At 66.2% G+C, this 20,476-nt stretch carries 18 protein-coding genes; 8 read left to right on the forward strand and 10 right to left on the reverse strand.

The features are described 5' to 3' along the window. Positions 1–2 precede the first annotated feature (2 nt). Together ppsA and IPM73_07825 are read right to left on the reverse strand one after the other, a co-directional pair. Complete coding sequence (gene ppsA / locus IPM73_07820; GenBank protein MBK8917937.1) at positions 3–2,375, reverse strand: phosphoenolpyruvate synthase; 2,373 nt, start codon at positions 2,373–2,375, stop codon at positions 3–5. Positions 2,376–2,386: 11 nt separating this feature from the next. Continuing rightward, positions 2,387–3,205 (reverse strand): GntR family transcriptional regulator, encoded by an 819-nt coding sequence (locus IPM73_07825; protein MBK8917938.1) that lies wholly within the window; start codon positions 3,203–3,205, stop codon positions 2,387–2,389. A 187-nt stretch (positions 3,206–3,392) separates the two neighbouring features. Here IPM73_07825 and IPM73_07830 point away from each other — a divergent pair, with 187 nt between their 5' ends. The 8 genes from IPM73_07830 to IPM73_07865 all read left to right on the forward strand — a co-directional run bounded on the left by IPM73_07830 (position 3,393) and on the right by IPM73_07865 (position 14,715). Continuing rightward, positions 3,393–4,181, forward strand: coding sequence for a (Fe-S)-binding protein (locus IPM73_07830; GenBank protein MBK8917939.1), 789 nt, complete (start codon positions 3,393–3,395; stop codon positions 4,179–4,181). Continuing rightward, positions 4,178–4,942: a lactate utilization protein gene (locus IPM73_07835; GenBank protein MBK8917940.1), complete on the forward strand. Its 765-nt coding sequence runs from the start codon at positions 4,178–4,180 to the stop codon at positions 4,940–4,942. The genes IPM73_07830 and IPM73_07835 overlap by 4 nt, the downstream gene beginning before the upstream one ends. Then, positions 4,942–6,375, forward strand: a complete 1,434-nt coding sequence (locus tag IPM73_07840; protein ID MBK8917941.1) for an iron-sulfur cluster-binding protein — start codon at positions 4,942–4,944, stop codon at positions 6,373–6,375. The genes IPM73_07835 and IPM73_07840 overlap by 1 nt, the downstream gene beginning before the upstream one ends. 721 nt (positions 6,376–7,096) lie before the next feature. Beyond that, entirely contained in the window at positions 7,097–9,865 is a 2,769-nt protein-coding gene (locus tag IPM73_07845; protein MBK8917942.1) for an FAD-binding oxidoreductase, read from the forward strand. 95 nt (positions 9,866–9,960) lie between these two features. Next, positions 9,961–10,407 carry a universal stress protein gene (locus tag IPM73_07850; GenBank protein MBK8917943.1) on the forward strand — a complete coding sequence of 149 codons (447 nt, stop codon included), beginning with the start codon at positions 9,961–9,963 and terminating at the stop codon, positions 10,405–10,407. Continuing rightward, positions 10,407–13,169 carry a phosphoenolpyruvate carboxylase gene (gene ppc / locus IPM73_07855; GenBank protein ID MBK8917944.1) on the forward strand — a complete coding sequence of 921 codons (2,763 nt, stop codon included), beginning with the start codon at positions 10,407–10,409 and terminating at the stop codon, positions 13,167–13,169. The genes IPM73_07850 and ppc overlap by 1 nt, the downstream gene beginning before the upstream one ends. Positions 13,170–13,282: 113 nt before the next feature. Continuing rightward, entirely contained in the window at positions 13,283–13,906 is a 624-nt protein-coding gene (locus tag IPM73_07860) for an ankyrin repeat domain-containing protein (GenBank protein MBK8917945.1), read from the forward strand. Beyond that, on the forward strand, positions 13,903–14,715 hold the full coding sequence (locus tag IPM73_07865) for a kinase/pyrophosphorylase (GenBank protein ID MBK8917946.1): 813 nt from the start codon (positions 13,903–13,905) through the stop codon (positions 14,713–14,715). The genes IPM73_07860 and IPM73_07865 overlap by 4 nt, the downstream gene beginning before the upstream one ends. On the opposite strand, the gene IPM73_07870 is transcribed toward IPM73_07865, so the two are convergent. Genes IPM73_07870 through IPM73_07905 form a run of 8 tightly spaced genes read right to left on the reverse strand, consistent with a single transcriptional unit; the run spans position 14,694 to position 20,460 of the window. Continuing rightward, a complete protein-coding gene (locus tag IPM73_07870; protein MBK8917947.1) occupies positions 14,694–15,464 on the reverse strand; it encodes an RNA methyltransferase in 771 nt (256 codons plus the stop codon). The two genes, IPM73_07865 and IPM73_07870, sit on opposite strands and share 22 nt — an antisense overlap. A gap of 41 nt (positions 15,465–15,505) precedes the next feature. Beyond that, entirely contained in the window at positions 15,506–15,964 is a 459-nt protein-coding gene (locus IPM73_07875) for a CopD family protein (protein MBK8917948.1), read from the reverse strand. Continuing rightward, positions 15,961–16,557 carry a ribonuclease HII gene (gene rnhB / locus IPM73_07880; GenBank protein ID MBK8917949.1) on the reverse strand — a complete coding sequence of 199 codons (597 nt, stop codon included), beginning with the start codon at positions 16,555–16,557 and terminating at the stop codon, positions 15,961–15,963. The genes IPM73_07875 and rnhB overlap by 4 nt, the downstream gene beginning before the upstream one ends. Beyond that, the gene (gene lpxB, locus IPM73_07885) at positions 16,545–17,702 is read right to left on the reverse strand and encodes a lipid-A-disaccharide synthase (protein ID MBK8917950.1); all 1,158 of its coding nucleotides are present in this window, start codon (positions 17,700–17,702) and stop codon (positions 16,545–16,547) included. The genes rnhB and lpxB overlap by 13 nt, the downstream gene beginning before the upstream one ends. Continuing rightward, positions 17,699–18,469 (reverse strand): acyl-ACP--UDP-N-acetylglucosamine O-acyltransferase, encoded by a 771-nt coding sequence (gene lpxA / locus IPM73_07890; protein MBK8917951.1) that lies wholly within the window; start codon positions 18,467–18,469, stop codon positions 17,699–17,701. The genes lpxB and lpxA overlap by 4 nt, the downstream gene beginning before the upstream one ends. Continuing rightward, positions 18,466–18,906: a 3-hydroxyacyl-ACP dehydratase FabZ gene (fabZ, locus tag IPM73_07895; GenBank protein ID MBK8917952.1), complete on the reverse strand. Its 441-nt coding sequence runs from the start codon at positions 18,904–18,906 to the stop codon at positions 18,466–18,468. Before fabZ ends, lpxA begins: the two co-directional genes overlap by 4 nt. Positions 18,907–18,910: 4 nt before the next feature. Then, on the reverse strand, positions 18,911–19,954 hold the full coding sequence (gene lpxD / locus IPM73_07900) for a UDP-3-O-(3-hydroxymyristoyl)glucosamine N-acyltransferase (protein ID MBK8917953.1): 1,044 nt from the start codon (positions 19,952–19,954) through the stop codon (positions 18,911–18,913). Beyond that, positions 19,954–20,460 (reverse strand): OmpH family outer membrane protein, encoded by a 507-nt coding sequence (locus IPM73_07905; protein MBK8917954.1) that lies wholly within the window; start codon positions 20,458–20,460, stop codon positions 19,954–19,956. The genes lpxD and IPM73_07905 overlap by 1 nt, the downstream gene beginning before the upstream one ends. Positions 20,461–20,476 lie beyond the last annotated feature (16 nt).

The raw sequence follows: 20,476 nt of genomic DNA on the forward strand, positions 1-20,476 counted from the left end.
TATCAACCCTTGTGCGTCGCCAGCCGCGTCCAGGTATCGACGACGGTGTCCGGGTTCAGCGAAATGCTGCTGATGCCCTGGTCCATCAACCACTCGGCCAGATCCGGGTGGTCGGATGGCCCCTGACCGCAGATGCCGATGTACTTGCCGGCCTTGTTGGCGGCGGAAATGGCCATGGCGAGCAGCATCTTGACGGCCGGATCACGCTCGTCGAAAAGGTTGGCGACGAGGCCGGAATCCCGATCCAGGCCCAGGGCGAGCTGGGTCAGGTCGTTGGAGCCGATGGAAAAGCCGTCGAAGATCTTGAGGAAATCCTCGGCCAGCAGGGCGTTGGAAGGGATTTCGCACATCATGATGAGCTTCAGGTCGTTCTCGCCCTGCTTCAAACCGTGCTCGGCCAGCAGGTCGACGACCGCCTGGCCCTCGCCCACGGTACGCACGAAGGGCACCATGAGCTGGACGTTGGTGAGGCCCATCTCTTCCCGCACGCGCTTCATGGCACGGCATTCCATCTCGAAGCAGTCGCGGAAGCTCTGGGCGATGTAGCGGGAGGCGCCACGGAAGCCGAGCATGGGGTTTTCTTCCTCGGGCTCGTAGAGGTCGCCGCCCAGGAGCTTGCGGTATTCGTTGGACTTGAAGTCGGAGAGGCGCACGATCACCGGGTTGGGCCAGAAAGCCGCGGCGATGGTGGAGACGCCTTCCACCAGCTTCTCGACGAAGAATTCCTTGGGTGAGGCGTAGCCACGGGCGCGACGCTTGATCTCCTCGCGCTTGGAGGCCGGCAGGCGCTCCACGTCGAGGATGGCCTTGGGGTGGATGCCGATGACGTTGTTGATGATGAACTCGACCCGCGCCAGGCCGACGCCGGCGTTGGGCAGCTGGGCAAATTCGAAGGCCAGTTCGGGGTTGCCAACGTTCATCATGACCTTGACCGGCACGTCGGGCATGGCGGAGATGTCGCGGCTGACCACTTCGAAGTCGAGCCGGCCGCGGTAGACGTGGCCGGTGTCGCCTTCGGTACAGGAAACGGTGACCAGGTCGCCGTCGTTCAGGGTTTCGGTGGCGTCGCCGCAGCCGACGATGGCCGGAATACCCAGCTCCCGGGCGATGATGGCGGCGTGGCAGGTGCGCCCGCCGCGATTGGTGACGATGGCGGAAGCGCGCTTCATCACCGGCTCCCAGTTGGGGTCGGTCATGTCGGCCACCAGCACGTCGCCGGGCTGCACTTTGTCCATTTCCTTGGGGTCATGGACGATGCGCACCGGGCCGATGCCAATCTTCTGGCCAATGGCGCGGCCGGAGGCGAGCACCTTGGAAAACTGTTTGAGCTTGAACTTCTCGATCTTGCCGGCGCCGGACTGGGACTGCACGGTTTCCGGGCGGGCCTGCAGGATGTAGAGCTTGCCGTCGAGGCCGTCCTTGCCCCATTCGATATCCATCGGGCGCTCGTAGTGCTTCTCGATGATCACCGCGTAGCGGGCCAGTTCCAGCACTTCGGCTTCGTTGATGGAGAACTGGTGGCGCAGGTTCTCGGCCACATCCTCGGTGATGGTGGATTTGCCGGCAACCTTTTCGGCGGCAAAGACCATCTTGATCATTTTGGAGCCCAGGTTGCGGCGCACCACGGCGGCCTTGCCGGCGGCCAGCATGGGCTTGTGCACGTAGAACTCGTCCGGATTCACGGCGCCCTGGACGACGGTTTCGCCCAGGCCGTAGCTGGAGGTGACGAAAACGGCGTCGCGGAAGCCGGATTCGGTGTCCAGGGTGAACATGACGCCGGCGGCGCCCGTGTCGGAACGCACCATGCGCTGGATGCCCGCGGAGAGGGCCACGTCGGCATGGACGAAACCCTTGTGAACGCGGTAGGAAATGGCACGGTCGTTGTACAGGGAGGCGAAGACCTCCTTGATGGCGTGCATGATGTTTTCCAGGCCGACGATGTTGAGGAAGGTCTCCTGCTGGCCGGCGAAGGAAGCGTCGGGCAAATCCTCGGCGGTGGCGGAGGAACGCACGGCGAAGGACATGTCGGCGTTGGATTCTGCCACCAGGCGCTGGTACTGCTCGGTGATGGCGATGGTCAGCTCCATGGGGAACGGGGTGTCGAGAATCCACTGGCGAATCTCGGCGCCGGTCCTGACCAGGGCGTTCACGTCTTCCACATCCAGGGCATCCAGGGTGGCGTTGATTTTCTTGTCGAGGCCGGACTGGGCGAGGAAGAGGCGATAGGCATGGGCCGTCGTCGCGAAGCCGCCGGGCACGCGCACGCCGGAATCGGCGAGCTGGCTGATCATTTCGCCCAGGGAGGCATTCTTGCCGCCGACCTTATCCACGTCGGTCATGCGCAGCTTTTCAAAGGGGATGACAAGGGCTTCCATGCGTGGTCCTTTCAGGATTGTTCAAGAGTGGGGTTGGGGTAATTGGGGTTGGCGTGCAGGTCATCGCCCAGGCCGACATTCCCCAGGCGCCGCTCGGCCGATTCGCGGCGGGCGGCGGTGCGCAGGGATTGGGCCAGGGTTTCCTGGACGAAGGAAATATGGGTTTCCGCCGCCGCCCGGGCCGCCGCCGGCCGCTGCTCGCGGATGGCCTTGTACAGGGCAGTGTGCTGGGAGTGCAGCAGATCGTTGGCCCCCGGCACCTTGCGCAGCTCGCCGAGGTTGAGATGGATGTTGTCGTGCAGCAGCCGGAACAGGGCCGAGGAAAGATGGCCCACCATGGCGTTGTGGCTGGCCTCGCAAATGGCCTGGTGGAAGCCGATGTCGGAGACCGAACGGCGGGCCAGATCGTCGCCGGCAAAGGCTTCCGTCAAATCTGCGAAGGCCTGGTCGAGGCGTAGCTGATCGGCTTCCGTCGCCCGCTCGGCGGCCCATTCGGCGGCCTGCCCTTCCAGCATGCGGCGGAAGTCCAGCAGGTCTTCCCGCAGGTTGGGGTGAGCCCCCAGCATTTCCCGCCAGGGGTCGATGAAGGTGGCTTCCAGGCGGTCGGTCACGTAGGTGCCGCCGCCCTGGCGACTATGCACCATGCCCTTGGACGCAAGCTTCTGGAACGCCTCGCGCAGGGAGGGGCGGGAGACCCCCAGTTCCACCGCCAGCTCCCGTTCCGGCGGGAGACGGTCCCCCGGCTTCAGGGATCCTTCGAGGATGCGGCGCTCCAGGGACGCGGCGATGGCGTCGGAGATACGGGGAACCTGCAGCTTGCTCTGGGGCATGGAAGATAGACGACGATTGGTAAGACCACGCAATTCTAAGCAATCGAGTCCTGAATCGCAAGGGCTGGGAAATCCCCTATTTATTTGACTAAGGTACGGATATATCGTACATTTTGCGTAAAGCGAACATTTGGTCGGACCATTTTACCATGCAATATTTCACGACCCGATTCAGACAGGAGACTCCATGAGCGGTTCCGCCTCCCCCCTGCCTCGTCCCAAGGACGTGTACTTCTTCGCCACCTGCGTGGTCGACCAGTTCTTTCCCGGCGCCGGGCTGGACGCCATCCGCCTCCTGGAACGGGAGGGCATTCGGGTCCATTTCCCCGCTGATCAGACTTGCTGCGGCCAACCCGCCTACACCAGCGGCTTCCATGACCAGGCGCGAGAAGTGGCCCGGGCTCAGCTCGATCTCTTTCCCGAGGCCTGGCCGGTGGTGGTGCCCTCCGGTTCCTGCGCCGGCATGATGAAGCACGCCTACCCCGGCCTCTTCGCCGCCGACCCGGCCTTGCGGGCCAAGGCGGACGATCTCTCCGGCCGCATCTTTGAATTGACCGAATTTCTGGTCAAGGTACTGGGGGTGCGCCTGGAGGACCGCGGCGCCCCGGCCACGGTGGTGCTGCATACGTCCTGCTCCGCCCGCCGCGAGATGGGCGTCCATCTCACCGGCCGCGCCCTCCTCGACCAGCTCGGCCAGGTCACCGTCGCCCAGCAGGCCCATGAGGCGGAGTGTTGCGGCTTCGGCGGCACTTTCTCGATCAAGCACCCGGAAATTTCCGGCGCCATGGTCAAGGACAAGGTGGACGCCCTCAAGGCCACCGGCGCCGAGCGCGTGGTCAGTGCCGATTGCGGCTGCCTGATGAACATCCTCGGCCATGCCGGCTGGCGGGATCAGCAGGAAGGCCGATCGCAGCCCACGCTGCCCGGCGAGCATATCGCCACCTTCCTCCTGCAACGCACGGAGAAAGCCCAATGAACGCCCGCGACCGCATCTTCGCCCGCCTCCAGGCCGCCAGTTCCTCCCTCCCCCTTCAAGGGGGAGGTCAGGAGGGGGATGGGGTTGTCACCGTTGCCTACCTCCATCCCCACCCCAACCCGTCCGGGGCTGCCTTTGCACAGGCAGCCCGTTCAGGCGGCGCAGAGCAATGCTCCGCGAAACCCCGCCCTCACCCCCTTGAAGGGGAGGGAGCGCGGGTCGAGCGCCTGGTGGCCAACCTCACCGCCGCCCGCGCGGAGGTCCATCGCGTGACCCCCGGCAACTGGGTGCAGAAGCTGTACGAAATCCTCTCCGCCAAAAAGCTCACCAACCTGCTGCTGGCCCCCGGCACCGCTCACGGGGCCCGGGCTGCCCAGAGCCTAGGCGAAGCGGGTATCGCCTGTCTGGCCTACGACCGCCCCATCGAGGCCTGGAAGTCCGAACTCTTCAACGACGTCCAGGCCAGCCTGACAGGCGCCCGCGGCGCCATTGCCGCAACCGGCTCCCTCATCCTGTGGCCGGACGCCCAGGAGCCGCGGCTGATGTCCCTGGTGCCGCCGGTGCATATCGTGCTGCTGGACGCCGCCACCATCCACGCCACCCTGATCGACGCCATGCGCACCGAGAACTGGGCCGCCGGCCTGCCCAGCAACGCGCTCCTCATCTCCAGCCCGTCCAAGACCGCCGACATCCAGCAAACCCTGGCCTACGGCGCCCACGGGCCCAAGGAACTGGTCGTGCTGCTCGAGGAGAACATCTGATGGGCGCCCAGGAAAAACCCCTGCATTTCATGCCCACCGAAGGCTTTCGGGAGCGCTCCAAGGCCGTCGTCGAGAACGAGTTCCTGCAGAAGAGCTTCCGCGCCGCCATGGATTTCCTCATGGCCAAGCGGGCCGCCCAGTTTCCCGACGACGACGAGCTGCAAAGCCTGCGCCGGCTGGGCGAGCGCATCCGCCAGAACAGCCTGGACAAGCTTCCCGCGCTGCTCGCCCAGCTCGAAACCCGGCTGACCGGGAACGGCATCCACGTCCATTGGGCCGAATCGGCAGATGAAGCCAACGCCATCATCCTGGGCATCTGCCAGAAGCACGGCGCCAAGCGCATGGTCAAGGGCAAATCCATGGTCAGCGAGGAGATCGAGTTCAACCACGCGGCCGAGGCCGTGGGCATCGAGGCCATCGAGACCGACATGGGCGAGTACATCCTCCAGCTCGCCGGGGAAAAGCCGTCCCACATCATCATGCCGGCCATCCACAAGACCAAGCAGCAGATCGCCAAACTGTTCGAGGAGCAGATCCCCGGCGTCGCCTACACGGAAGACGTGGATGCCCTCATCCAGATCGGCCGCAAGGTGCTGCGCCAGAAGTTCCTGGAAGCCGACATCGGTCTTTCCGGCGTCAACATGGCCGTCGCCGAGACCGGCACGCTGGTATTGGTGGAAAACGAGGGCAACGGCCGGCTATCCACCACCACGCCGCGGGTGCATGTGGCCATCACCGGCATCGAGAAGGTGGTGGAAAAGCTCGAGCACGTGCCGCCGCTCCTCTCGCTGCTCACCCGCTCCGCCACCGGCCAGAACATCACCACCTACGTGAACATGATTTCCCGGCCCCGCCAGCCGGGCGAACTGGACGGCCCCGAAGAAGTCCATCTGGTGCTGCTCGACAACGGCCGCACCCAGCCCTACGCCGATCCGGAACTGAGGAAGACCCTGCAATGCATCCGCTGCGGCGCCTGCATGAACCACTGCCCGGTCTATACCCACATCGGCGGCCACGCCTACGGCACCACCTATCCCGGCCCCATCGGCGAAATCATCTCGCCCCACCTGATGGGCCTGGAAGCCACCGCCGCCCTGCCCTCCGCCTCCAGCCTGTGCGGGGCCTGCGGGGAGGTCTGCCCCGTGCGGATTCCCATTCCCGACCTGCTCATCCGCCTGCGCACCGAGGTCAATTCGCAGCCTCGACCGGATGCGCTGCTGCGCGGGCAGGGGGCAGGCTATAGCCGGCTGCTGACGGCCATTTGGCGGGGATGGGCCTGGGTGTATGCGCGGCCGGGGATGTATCGGATGTATTCCTGGCTGGCCAGCCGGTTCAATGGGCTGACGCCGTCGCGGCAGGGGGCGTGGACCTCGGTGCGGGTGCCGCTGAAGCCGGCTTCGAGGCGGTTGAGGGATATGGTGGATCGGAAGTGAGGCCTTGTGCTTCGTCACAACCGCTGGGTTGCGCGCCTGACGCGTGTTGGCGTGCTGAAGCGCTGCTTTCCGCCTTGAGGGCGTGTAACTTTCTCTTGCTTCGCCAAGAGAAAGTCACCAAAGAGAAGGCGACCCCAAGGTCGACGCCGGGCGGAGCCCGGTCCCTTGCGCTACTCGGGCTCCCGGGCGGGTCGCTAAACTCGCCTGCGGCTCGGACAACGCGACCCGAAGGCCCCCGGAAGCCCTGCGTTGCTCAGCGTCTTCCATGGGGGGAGAGGCGTCCGGGCTCAAGGGCCGGGAAGCGTCCTTTGGCCGACTCCGCGTCGACGATGCGCTTGAAGCGGTACGGCCCTCCAGCCCGACCGCTTCTGGGCCCCTTGAGAGGAGCCGAGCAACGCAGGGGGCTTGGGGGATGTCGGCTCGCGTTGTCTGAGCCCCCAAAGGGGGCGAGTTTAGCGAGCCGCCCAAGCCCCCGAGTAGCGCAGGGTACCCCGCGCAGCGGGGCTCCGACCCAGGGGTGGCTTCTTCTTTGCCTACTTTCTTCTTGCCACTCAAGAAGAAAGTACGGCCGCGCCTCCAGCGCGGAAACCATGGGCTCAGAAACGCGGACAGACGCGGGCGTTGCGATGACCCCAACGCGTCCAGAAGAGCGGACAGACCAAGCAGCCGCGATGAACTTCATCGGTTCAGAAAAAAACACTGCAACTTGAAACCCCACCCCATGCCCTCCATCACCGACTCCCTCCGCCCCCTCCTCCCCCCCAAGCAACTCATCACCGACGAGCTCCGCCTCCTCGCCTACGGCACCGACGCCAGCTTCTACCGCCTCATCCCCGAGGTCATCGCCGTCGTCGAGAACGAGCAGGAAGTCCAGGCCGTCCTCCAAGCGGCCAAGGCCTGCAAGCGCCCCGTCACCTTCCGGGCCGCCGGCACCAGCCTTTCCGGCCAGGCCATCACCGACGGGGTGCTGGTGCTCATCGGCGAGGGGTTCGCCACCTGTGACATCGCCCCTGATGCTTGCACGGTAAACCTCGGTCCGGGCATCGTCGGCGGCGAGGTGAATCGGCGCCTGGCGCCCTTCGGCCGCAAGATCGGGCCTGACCCCGCCTCCATCAACGCCTGCAAGATCGGCGGCATCGCCGCCAACAACGCTTCCGGCATGTGCTGCGGCACGGCCCAGAACAGCTATCGCACCCTGGCCGGCCTGCGGGTGATCCTGGCCGACGGGGCCGTGCTGGATACGGAAGATGCCCTGAGCGTGGATGCCTTCAAGAAGAGCCACGCCGCGTTGCTGGGCGAACTGGAGCGCCTGGGCGCAGAAACCCGCAGCAATCCGCGGCTGGCGGCCCGCATCCGGCAGAAGTTCAAGATCAAGAACACCACCGGCTACAGCCTCAACGCCCTGGTGGATTTCGAGGATCCCATCACCATCCTGGCCCACCTGATGATCGGCTCGGAAGGCACCCTGGGCTTCATTTCCCGCATCAGCTACCGCACCGTCGTCGAGGAGGCCTGCAAGGCCAGTGCCCTGGTCTTCTTTCCCGACATCGAGGCGGCCTGCCAGGCGGTGATCCGGCTGAAGCCGCAGCCGGTGGCCGCTGTCGAGCTGCTCGACCGGCCGGCGCTGCACTCCGTGGAAAACAAGCCCGGCCTTCCCCCGGTGATCCGCGCCCTGGGCGAGGAGGCCGCCGCCCTGCTCATCGAGGTGCGCGCCGACGACGCCGCCACCCTGCACACGCGCATGGACAAGGCCCTCGGCGCCCTGGCCGGCATCCCCACCGTCGAGCCGCCGCAGTTCTCCACCGACCCGGCCACCTGCGACATGTACTGGAAGGTGAGGAAGGGCACCTTTCCCTCGGTCGGTGCCCTGCGCCGCACCGGCACGACGGTCATCATCGAGGACGTGGCCTTTCCCATCGAATCCCTGGCCTCCGCCACCCTCGACCTCCAGGCCCTGCTCAGGCACCACGGCTACCACGAGGCCATCATCTTCGGCCACGCCCTGGAGGGCAACCTGCACTTCGTCTTCACCCAGGATTTCGGCGACGCCGCCGAGGTGGAGCGCTACGCCCGCTTCATGGACGACGTCTGCCATCTGGTGGTGGATAAATACGACGGCTCGCTCAAGGCCGAGCATGGCACCGGCCGCAACATGGCGCCCTTCGTCGAACTGGAATGGGGCCGCGAGGCTACCGACCTGATGCGCCGCATCAAGGGCCTCTTCGACCCGGAGAACCGCCTCAACCCGGGCGTCATCCTCAACGACGACCCCGCCGCCCACCTCAAGCACTTGAAGCCCCTGCCCGCCGCCGAGGACATCGTGGACCGCTGCATCGAATGCGGCTTCTGCGAGCCCCTGTGCCCCTCCCACCGCCTCACCCTCAGCCCCCGCCAGCGCATCGTCAGCTGGCGCGAGCTGGCGCGCCGGGCCGCTGCCGGCGAAGCGGCAGGGGAAGCGGGCAAGGCCTTCGCCTACCAGGGCCTGGACACCTGCGCCGGCTGCGGCCTGTGCTCGACGGCCTGCCCGGTGGGTATCGACACCGGTGAACTCACCCGCCGCCTGCGGGGCCGCCGCTTGGGCAACGGCGCCCGCCGCCTGGGGGCCTGGGCCGGCGACCACTTCGGGGCGGTCGCCACGGTCTCCCGCGCCGGTCTGGCCCTCGGCCATGTCGCTGCCAACCTGGTCGGCGACGGGCCTCTGGCGGCGCTCTCCGGCGGTGCCTGGAAGCGGTCCATGCCCCGCCCCGGCCGGGCACCGGGCAAACCTGCCGGCAAGGGCGATCCGGTGGTGTATTTCCCCGCCTGCGGCGGCCGCATCTTCGGTCCCTCGGCAAAAGGCGAGGCCGGTTTGGCCGATACGATCATCCGCCTCCTGGAGCGTGCGGGCTACGCGCCGCGCCTGCCGCAAGACTACGACCGGCTCTGCTGCGGCCAGATGCTGGCCAGCAAGGGGCTGGCGGCAGAGGCCCAGGCCATGTCCGAGCGCCTGGAAGCCGCCCTCCTGGCCGCCAGCGACGGCGGGCGCCTGCCGGTGATCATGGACGCCAGCACCTGCAGTGCCCGCATGCAGCAGCATCTGGCCGGGCGGCTCAAGCTATATGACTTCCACGAATTTGCCCACGACGCGCTGCTGCCCCAGCTGATGCTGCAGAAACAGCCCGGGCCGGTGGCCCTGCACGTCAATTGCAGCGTCAAGAAGAACGGCGCCGACGGGAAACTCCGCAAGCTGCTGACCGCCTGCGTGGACGAGGTGGTGGAACCCGCCGGCGTCACCTGCTGCGGCTTCGGCGGCGACCGGGGCTTCACCGTGCCGGAACTCAATGCCCACGCCCTGCGCAAGATCCACGACGAGTTGCCTCCCGCCTGCGCCTGCGGCGTTTCCACCAACCGCACCTGCGAGATCGGCCTCACCGCCGAAACCGGCCGGACCTATCGCTCCATCGCCTACCTGCTGGAGGAATGCAGCCGCCCACCGGAAGGAGCCTGCTGAGCCCTTCGACTTCGCTCGGGACAGGTGTTTTCCCCAACAGGCGAGCGACCGAAGATTTGCTAACTTTCACCCCTCTAGACCATCAAGGAGAAGCCGTGTACAAGAAAGTCCTCATCGCCATCGACGACAGCGAAACCTCCCGCTGCGCCCTGGCCGAAGCCACCCACATCGCCAAGACCTACGGCGCTGCCCTGTGCATCGTCCACGTGGCCGACGAAACCCTGATGGGCATGCATCATCGCACCCTCAGCACCACCCTCAACCTGGAGCATGCCCGCCAGGCCATCGTGGACGCCGGCAAGAAGCTCCTCGACGAGGCCAGCGCCAAGCTTGCCGACATGCCCGCCGAGACGCGCCTGCTCGAAGCCAGCAACAAGCGCGTTTCGGAAATCATCGTCGATGCCGCCAAGGAATGGCAGGCCGATCTCATCGTCATCGGCACCCATGGCCGCCGTGGGCTGGAACGCTTTATCATCGGGTCGGTAGCCGAGCAACTGGTCCGCCTCTCCCCCGTGTCCACCCTCCTGGTCAGAAAGCACTGATGACGAACGCCCTCCACGAAGAAAACAAGGACGAACCCCTCCGCGCCGACATCCGCCTCCTCGGTCGCCTGCTGGGCGATACCGTGCGCGAGCAGGAGGGCGAGGCCGTGTTTGCCATCGTGGAGCAGGTCCGCCAGACGGCGGTGCGCTTCGCCCGGGATGGAGATCCCGCTGCCCGGGCCGAACTCGCCGCCCTCCTCGACCCCCTGCCCCGGGACACCACCCAGGCCGTGGTGCGGGCCTTCAGCTATTTCCTGCAACTGGCCAACATCGCCGAGGACCAGCACCACATCCGCCGCCGCCGGGCCCACGACCTGGCCGGATCGAAACCCCGGGAGGGCAGCCTGCCCTACGCCCTCGACCGTCTGGCCGAGGCCGGCGTCAGCCGTGAGACGGTGGCCGATTTCTGCGCCCATGCCCTTATTTCCCCGGTACTCACCGCCCATCCCACCGAGGTCCAGCGCCAGAGCACCCTGCAAAGCCAGCGGGAGATCGAGCACCTTCTCGACCAGCGGGACCGCCAGCGCCTGACGCCGGAAGAGCAGGCCGACAACGACGCCGGCCTGGCCGCCGCCGTGCTCACCCTGTGGCAGACCCGCATGCTGCGTTCGGTGCGCCTCAAGGTGATCGACGAGGTGAAGAACGGCATCGGTTATTTCACCAGCACCTTTTTCACCGAATTGCCCAATCTCTACATCCAGGTGGCCGACCAACTCGGCGCCCGCTACCCCGGCGAACGCTGGGCCCTGCCGCCCTTCTTCCGGGTCGGTAGCTGGATCGGTGGCGACCGGGACGGCAACCCCTTCGTCACCGCCGATATCCTGCGCGAGGCCCTGCGCCTGCAATCGGCCGCGACCCTCGACTTCTACCTGGGCGAAATCCACGAACTGGGCGGCGAACTGCCCATGTCCAGCCTGCTGGTCACGGTGACACCGGAACTCGCAGCCCTGGCCGAGGCCTCGCCGGACAAATCCCCCCAGCGGGCCGACGAGCCCTACCGCCGGGCCCTCACCGGCGTCTATGCCCGCCTGGCGGCCACCGCCCGCCAACTGGACCGTCTGGAGCCCCTGCGCCACGCCGTGGCCGAGGCGGCACCCTACCCGTCGGCAAGCGAACTGCGCACCGACTTGAAGCTCATCGCCGCCTCCCTCAACGCCAACGGCAGTGCGCGCCTCGCCGGGGGTCGGCTGCGGCGCCTGATCCGGGCCGTCCAGATTTTCGGCTTCCACCTGGCCCCCATCGATCTGCGCCAGAATTCCGACGTCCATGCCCGCAGCGTCGCCGAACTGCTGGCCGCCGCCGGCCGCTGCCCCGACTACGAGGCCCTGGACGAAGCCGCCCGCATCGCCCTGCTGACCCAGGAACTGGTCACGCCCCGCCCGCTCCATTCCCCCTACCTCGCCTATTCCGAAGAGACCCGGGGCGAACTGGCCATCTTCTTCGCCGCCCGAGAGCTGCGGGGACGCTACGGCGCCACCGCCCTGCCCAATTGCATCATCTCCAAGACCGACGGCGTCTCCGACCTGCTGGAAGTCGCCCTGCTGCTCAAGGAGTCCGGCCTCCTGCGGCCCGGCGCCGAGCCGCGCCTGGACATGAACATCATTCCCCTGTTCGAGACCATCGGCGACCTGCAGAAGGCCGCCGCCACCATGGACGGACTCTTCCGCCTGCCGGCCTACCGGGAACTGCTCGCCGCCCGCGGCTTCGAGCAGGAGGTCATGCTGGGCTACTCGGACAGCAACAAGGACGGTGGCTTTCTCACTTCCGGCTGGGAGCTGTACAAGGCCGAAATCGAGCTGACCCGGGTGTGCCGCGAGCACGGCGTGCGCCTGCGCCTCTTCCATGGCCGCGGCGGCTCCGTCGGCCGCGGCGGCGGCCCCAGCTACCAGGCCATCCTGGCCCAGCCCGCCGGCGCCGTTTCGGGCCAGATTCGCCTGACCGAACAGGGCGAGGTCATTTCCACCAAGTACGGCAACCCGGGCACCGGCCGCCGCAACCTGGAAGTGCTGCTGGCGGCCACCCTGGAAGCAAGCCTCACCGACCACGAAAACCGTGTCGAGCCGGCGGAAGCCTTTCATCCGGTCATGGACCGCCTGTCGGCCCTCGCCTTCGGCGCCTACCGCGGTCTGGTCTATGAAACCGAGGGCTTCACCCAGTACTTCCGCCAATCAACGGTGGTATCGGAAATCGCCCACCTGAACATCGGCAGCCGGCCTGCCTCCCGCAAGGCTTCCGACCGCATCGAAGACCTGCGGGCCATTCCCTGGGTCTTCAGCTGGGCCCAATGCCGCCTCATGCTCCCTGGCTGGTACGGCTTCGGCACGGCGGTGGACACCTGGCTGCAGGAGAACCCCGAGGGCCTCGCCACCCTGCGCCGCATGGCCCGCGCCTGGCCCTTCTTCAAAACGCTGCTCTCCAACATGGACATGGTACTGGCCAAGACCGACCTCGCCATCGCCTCCCGCTACGCGGAACTGGTGAGCGATAGCGACCTGAGGGCGCGGGTATTCGGCGCCATCCGGAACGAATGGGCCCTCACCCGCCGGCACCTGCTGGCCATCGCCGAGCAGGACGACTTCCTGGCCGACAATCCGCTCCTGAAGCGCTCCATCCAGCAGCGCTTCCCCTACATGGACCCCTTGAACCACCTGCAGGTCGAGCTCCTCAAGCGGCACCGGGCCGGCGACACCGACGAGCGGGTGGCGCGCGGCATCCACCTCACCATCAATGGCGTCGCCGCGGGCTTGCGCAACAGCGGCTGAGAGCGCTTCCCCGAGCTGCTCCGGCGCGGCGCCTGCCCAGGGGCGGTGAAGTCCCGTAAAATTCTGCTTCCTTTGAACCGCCCTCCCGGGCGGATACTCCCTCCGGAGGCAGCATGCGTATCAGATTTCGATTGCCAGTCGTCCTGGCCCCGCTGCTGGCAGCGGTGCTCACCGTCTCGGCCTGCAACAGTGGCTCGGACAGCGGCAAGGCAGGCAAACCCGCCGGCGAGCTTGCTGCCGCTCCGGCAACGCCCCAGTCCCCTTTGGCGGCAGCCGCCATTGAGGGAGAACTCGCCGCAGTGAAGAAACTGCTGGATGAAGGGGCCGATGCCAATGTCCAGGATGCCCTGGGCCGCACCCCCCTGCACATGGCGGCCTTTTATGGCCGGCAGCGGACCTCGCTCCTGCTCATCGCCCGCGGCGCCCAACTCGAGGCCCGCGACCGGGCAGGCATGACCCCGCTGCACGCCGCCATCCTGGCGGGTTATGCCCAGGAGGCCGAAATCCTCATCACCATGGGGGCCGACGTGAAGGCCAGCGCGGCGGGACGCACCAGCGCCCTCCACCTCGCGGCCGCCACCGGACAACCGGAAATGGCCCGCCTGCTCATAGAACATGGCGCTGATCCCCGCGCCCAGGATGGGACAGGGAGCACCCCCTTCGACCTCGCCACCCGCAATCAGCATCCGCTCACCGCCACCCAGCTCAAGGACGCCAAGCCGAGGAGCACGCCGTGACCGTGCGCCGGACCATCTTCTACGTCTCCGACGGCACCGGCCTCACGGCCGAGGCCTTGGGGCACAGCCTGCTCACCCAATTCGAGGATGTGGATTTCCGTCAGGTGCGCATTCCCTTCCTGGACGACAAGGCCAAGGCCCACGACGCCGTTCTGCGCATCAACGCCACCGGCGAGGAAGACGGCATGCGGCCCATCGTGTTCACCACCCTGGTGGACCAGGAGCTCGCGGCCATCGTCCATGAGGCCGATGCCTTCAGCCTCTCGTTCTTCGAGACCTTCCTCGCCCCGCTGGAGGCCGAACTGGGCGTCAAGTCGAGCCATACCGTCGGGCGCTCCCACGGTTCCGCCGACAGCTCGGATTACAAGAAACGCATCGAGGCGATCAATTACACCCTGGCCCACGACGACGGCATTACCGACCGCGATCTGGAGCAGGCCGACGTGGTCCTGGTGGCCGTATCCCGTTGCGGCAAGACGCCGACCTCCCTCTATCTCGCCATGCAGTTCGGCCTCAAGGCGGCCAATTTCCCTCTCATTCCGGAGGATTTCGATCGGGGCCGCCTGCCGGGCACCCTGGAGAAACACCGCCCCAAGCTTTTCGGCCTGACCATACAGCCCGAGCGTCTGGCCAGCATCCGCGAGGAACGGCGCCCCAACAGCCGCTATGCCTCACTGGCCAATTGCCGTCACGAAGTGAGCGAGGCGGAAAAGATGATGCGCCGGGAAGGCATCCGCTGGCTGGATTCGTCGAGCAAATCGATCGAGGAAATCGCCACCACGGTGCTTCAGGAACTGCGCCTGCGCTGAGTCTCGAAAAGGCAGATCGCCGCTGCCGCGCCAACATTGAGCGATTCGACCCCGGCGGCCATGGGAATGCGCACCCGGATGCCCGCCCGCTCCAGGAGCGCAGCGCGAACGCCCCGCCCCTCGGCCCCGAAGATCCAGGCCAGAGGAGCCTCCAGCGCTGCATCCCAGAGGGGAACGCTCTCGCCCAGGGAGGTCGCCGCGACGCCGCCGTGGTACCTCGCCAGAAAGGCCCCCAGGTCGGCATCCTCATGCACGGTGGCAGAAAAATGCGCCCCCTGGCCTGCCCGCAGTACCTTGGGCATCCAGGCGCCCGCGCACTCGGAGGACAGCAGCAGGTGGCGGAAGCCGGCCGCCACTGCGGTGCGGATCAAGGTGCCGACATTGCCGGGATCCTGCACCCCGTCCAGCAGGACACAGTCCTCATCCAGGGGTAGCGGGCCCGGCGCGCGCGGGATGGGGGCCAGTGCCAGCAGGCCGCTGGGGTTCTCCAGCGTACTCAGGCTGCGGAAAAGGCCGTCGGGCATCGAAGTTGCCCGCCGGCCGACCAGGTAGGCCGCGATTTCCGGAGCCTTCGCTCCCGTATCGCTCACCACCAGGGTTTCAACCGGGCCCAGGGCCTCCTCGTAGGCCGCGACCAGGTGAAAACCTTCCAGGAGCGTTCGCTCCTCCTTGCGGCATTCCCGCGCCGACTCCCCCAGGCGCCGCAGACGCCGAACCAGCGGATTGTCGCGGGATTCGATCCGGCTCAAGCCAAAACCCCCGGTTCAAGCGGTCATTGGGATGCTGGGATTCACAGCCAGCGACCCAGGGTCGCTGTCGCCACGGTGACGATACCCAGAATGAGATTGAAGCCCACCAGCTTGCGGATACGCCCCAGAGCCGCCCCTCCGGCCGGCCAGTCACTGCGCTCGACCGCTTCGTTCAGGGCCCCATAGGGGACGGTGACGACGCCGACGAAGACCGCCACCATGACCAGGCCCAGGGCGAACATGAGGTGCAGATGAAGGGGGGCGACGGCAAAACCCAGCCCCGCCAGCATGATGAAGCCGCTTCCCAGGATGAGGGCCACAGCCCCCCAGACGAAGCGGAAAAAACGCCCCAGAACCTTGCGCCACAGGGCAAGACGCAGCGGGGGCTCCAGGACCTCAACCGCCGCCGGCCGCAGGCAGACGTAGGCGAAAAACATGCCGCCCACCCAGACGACCACGCTGGCGAGATGCAGGAAAAGCCACAGGGGTTGCAGGTTCATGACCAGTTCTCCGAAAGGACCGCACGCACAGGAGCATAGCTCCGACGATGGATGGGACTCGCCCCATGGGCGCGCAGCGCGGCGAGGTGGGCGGCGGTGGGATAGCCCATGTGCCCGGCAAAGCCGTACTGAGGAAAGCGCTCGTGCAGGCGACGCATCTCGGCGTCGCGGCTGGTTTTGGCCAGGATGGACGCCGCCGCGATGGGCGCAATGCTGCCGTCCCCTTTGACGACGGCTTGGGCCGGACAGTTCAGTCTGGGAAGCACATTGCCGTCCACCAGGGCGGCCTGGGGCGTAATGTCCAGGCGCGCAACCGCCCGGGCCATGGCCACAAGCGTGGCTTGGAGAATATTGAGGGCGTCGATCTCTTCCACCGTGGCCCAGGCCACCGCCCAGGCCAGGGCCTCCCCCTTGATACGCTGGGCGAGCGCGTCCCGCCGTTTTTCGGAGAGCTTCTTGGAGTCGTCGAGTCCGGCAATGGGACGCGTCGGATCGAGAATCACCGCCGCCGCCACCACAGGCCCGGCCAGGGGCCCTCGCCCGGCCTCGTCGATGCCGCAGACGAGGCCGTCGGGATAGCTCAGCTCAGGCATTCCAGGATCGCATCGGCCGCCCGCGAGGCGGTGTCCTGCCGCAATTGCAGGTGGATTTCGGTAAAGACCGCCGCGAGTTCCTCGGCCCCCGCCTTGTCCTCGTAGAGTTTGACCAGAGCGGCGGCCAGATTTTCCGGCGTGGCGTCGTCCTGCAGGAGTTCCGGCACCACGAAACGTCCGGCCAGAATATTGGGCAATCCCACGTAGGGAAGATAGGCCATGCGGCGCATGAACCAGGCGGAAGCCCGGGACGCCTTGTAGGTGATGACCATGGGCCGCTTGACCAGAGCAGCTTCCAGAGTCGCCGTTCCGCTGGCCACCAGGGCCACATCGGCAGCGCCCAGGGCATCCTGGGCATGGCCGAAGAGGAGGCGGAAGGGGAGATCGGTCGCTTGCCCGGCGTAGAGCGCTTCTTCGAACAGCAAGCGGGTTTCCCGGGTGGCCAGGGGCACCAGGAAACGGGCCTGTGGGTAATGCCGCTCGTGCAACACTTTGGCCGTGGCGACGAAGGTGGCGGCCATGTACTGGAGTTCCGACTGCCGGGAGCCCGGCAGCAGGGCAAAGATGGGGGCTGCCAGCGGCAGGCCCAGGCGTTCGCGCACCAGGGCCTTGTCCGTGGTCAGGGGAATGGTGTCGGCCATGGGGTGGCCGACGTAGGCAACGGGAATGCCGGCCTTCTGGTAGAGGGGAGGCTCCATGGGGAACAGGGCCAGAACCTTATCCACTGCCCGGCCGATGGACTTGATGCGACCACCGCGCCACGCCCAGATCGACGGGCTGATGAAATGGATGGTGCGGATCCCGCGGCGCTTCAGACCCGCTTCGAGATCCAGGTTGAAGTCCGGCGCGTCGACCCCGATGAACAGGTCCGGCGGATCGGCAAGGAGACGCTTCTTGAGGGCCCGCCGGATACCGGCGATCTCCCGGTAATGTTTGAGCACTTCGAAATAGCCCCGCACGGCGAGCTTCTCCGCCGGCCACCAGGCCTCGAAGCCCTGCCCCTCCATGCGCGGCCCCCCGATGCCGAAGAACTTCGCCGCCGGCAGCCGCTGCCGCAAGGCGGCCAGCAGATGGCTGGCGAGCAGATCGCCGGAGGCCTCGCCCGCCACCAGGGCGATGCGGACCCCCCTTCCCCCTTCCCTCATCGGATGATGCCGCGCTTCGACAGTTCGAGAAATTCGACGAACAGCGCCACGTCGGGTTGCTGGGCCGCCTCCTGGGCGAGTTTGACCTTGGCCTCTTCGAGCATCAGGCCCGATTTGTAGAGGGTGCGATAGGCGCGCTTGAGCGCCGTGATGGCGTCGGCCGTGAATCCCCGCCGCTTGAGGCCCTCGGTATTGATGCCGTAGGGCTGGGCGGTGTTGCCGGCCGCCATCAGGTAGGGCGGGACGTCCTGCAGGATCACGGTGCCCACCGCGGTCATGACATGAGCCCCAACCCGGCAAAACTGGTGCACCCCGGTGTAGCCCCCCAGGATCGCCCAGTCGCCGATATGGACGTGGCCGGCCAGTTGGGCATTGTTGGCGAAGGTGGTGTGATGGCCGATCTGGCAGTCATGGGCGATGTGCACGTAGGCCATGATCCAGTTGTCGTTGCCGATGCGGGTGACCCCGGCGTCCTGGACCGTCCCCAGGTTGAAAGTGCAGAACTCGCGAATGGTATTGCGGTCGCCGATCTCCAGCCGGGTGTCCTCACCGGCGTATTTCTTGTCCTGGGGCACTTCGCCGAGCGAACAGAACTGGTAAATGCGGTTTCCGCGCCCGATGCGGGTGTGCCCCTTGATGACCACATGGGGGCCGATCTCGGTGTCGTCGCCGATTTCGACGTGGGGACCGATCAGACTGTAGGCGCCAATGCTCACATGGGCGCCGATGCGGGCCGCAGGGTCGACGATGGCGGTGGGGTGGATCATTGCTGGATATCCCGCTTGGCGCACATGAGTTTCGCTTCGGCGACGATTTGCCCGTCGACGCGGGCCTCGGCCTTGTACTTCCAGATCCCGCGCATCTGCCGCTCGATTTCGACATGCAGGTGCAACTGGTCCCCGGGCATGACCGGCTTCTTGAAGCGCGCCTCGTCGATGCCCACGAAATAGAAAACCGAATTGGGGTCCGGCTTCTCGCCCATGGTCTTGAAGGAAAGGATGCCGGCAGCCTGGGCCAGGGCTTCCATGATGAGCACCCCGGGCATCACCGGATGATGGGGAAAGTGCCCCTGAAAGAAGGGTTCATTGATGGTGACGTTCTTGTAGGCATGGATGGACTTGCCCACTTCCAGGTCGACAACCCGGTCGACGAGCAGGAAGGGATAGCGATGAGGCAGGTGCTCCAAAATTGCATGAATGTCCATTTAATCATCCCTCTGTGTTGGTTTTTGAAAGTGCTTTCTCAAGTTCTGAAACCCGGTCTGCCAAGGCGTCGAGGTGGCGGATCTGGGCGGCGTTGTGCAACCAGCGGTCGTGCTCTTCCAAGGGGTAAAGGGCAGTATATTTGCCCGGCCGGGTAATGCTCTTCATGACCATGGATCCCGGAGAAATCACGGTCCCTCCGACGATGTCCAGGTGACCGAGGATCATGGCCGCGCCCCCGACCATGCAGCCCTCACCCAGGCGCGTGCTGCCGGCAATCCCCACACAGCCGGCAATGACGGAGCGGGCACCGATCACGCAGTTGTGCCCGATCTGAATCTGATTGTCCAGCTTCACCCCGTCACCGATGACGGTATCGTCCAGGGCGCCCCGGTCGATGCTGGTATTGGCGCCGATTTCCACATCGTCACCGACGAGCACGCCGCCGATCTGGGGAATCTTGACCCACGCCCCGCCCTCCGGAGCAAACCCAAAGCCGTCGGCCCCCACGACCACCCCGGAATGGACGATTGCCCGCTGGCCGATGCGGCAGCCTGGATAGACGGTCACCCTGGGGTAAAAGACGCTGTCGTCCCCGATACGAACACCATCACCAATGGTGCAGCCCGGATGCAGGGTCACGCGCTCACCCAGAACGACATCGGCCCCTATGCTGACCTGGGCGCCGATGGAAGCACTGGCCGGAACGGGCGAGGCCGTTACGGCGCTGGGGTGCACGCCGGGGGGCGTCTTCACGGGCGGATGCAGCAGCGCCGCCACCCGTGCGTAATAGGCGTAGGGATTGGGCACAACGATGCGGGGGCCGGTGAAATCCGCAGCAGCGCCGCGCCCCAGGATGACCACGCCAGCCCGGGTGGTGCTCAACTGGCTGCGGTATTTGGGATTGGACAGGAAAGCGATGTCCTCCGGCCCGGCCGACGCCAGGGTAGCCACCCGCACAACGACGGTTTCGGCGTCCCCAAGCACATCGCCGCCCAGACGGGCGGCGATGTCGGCGAGTCGAAAACCCCGGGCGCCAGGGGTGGGCATCACTTGGCCTCGGACAGCGCCTTGATGACCTTCTCCGTAATATCCAGCCGGGGACTCACCCAGACCACATCCTGAAGAATGAGATCGTACTTCTCGGCCTCGGCGATCTGCTTGATGGCCTTGTTGGCCTTCTCGATGACCGCGGCGTTCTCCTCGTTCTGGCGCAGATTGAGATCCTCACGGAACTCGCGCTGCTTGCGCTGGAACTCCCGGGAGAGTTCGCCGAATTCCTTTTCCTTGGCACGCCGGTCAGCCTCGGTCATGGTGACGGAATTCTTTTCCAGGTTCTCCTGCATGCCCTGCAATTGCTTGGCCATACGCTGAAGATCCTGATCCCGCTTGGAGAATTCACCTTCCAGTTTCTTGGCCGCCTTGACCGCCGCCGGAGCATCGCGAAAGATGCGCTGGGTATTGACATAGCCGACCTTGAGCAATTCCGCCGCCTGAACCCCCCCGGCCGTCAGGGTGGCTACAAGGGTCGCAAGGACAAGGGCTTTGGCTTTCATCAGCAGGGTGCTCCTA

The organism is Betaproteobacteria bacterium (assembly GCA_016720065.1).
Lineage (GTDB): Bacteria > Pseudomonadota > Gammaproteobacteria > Burkholderiales > Rhodocyclaceae > SSSZ01.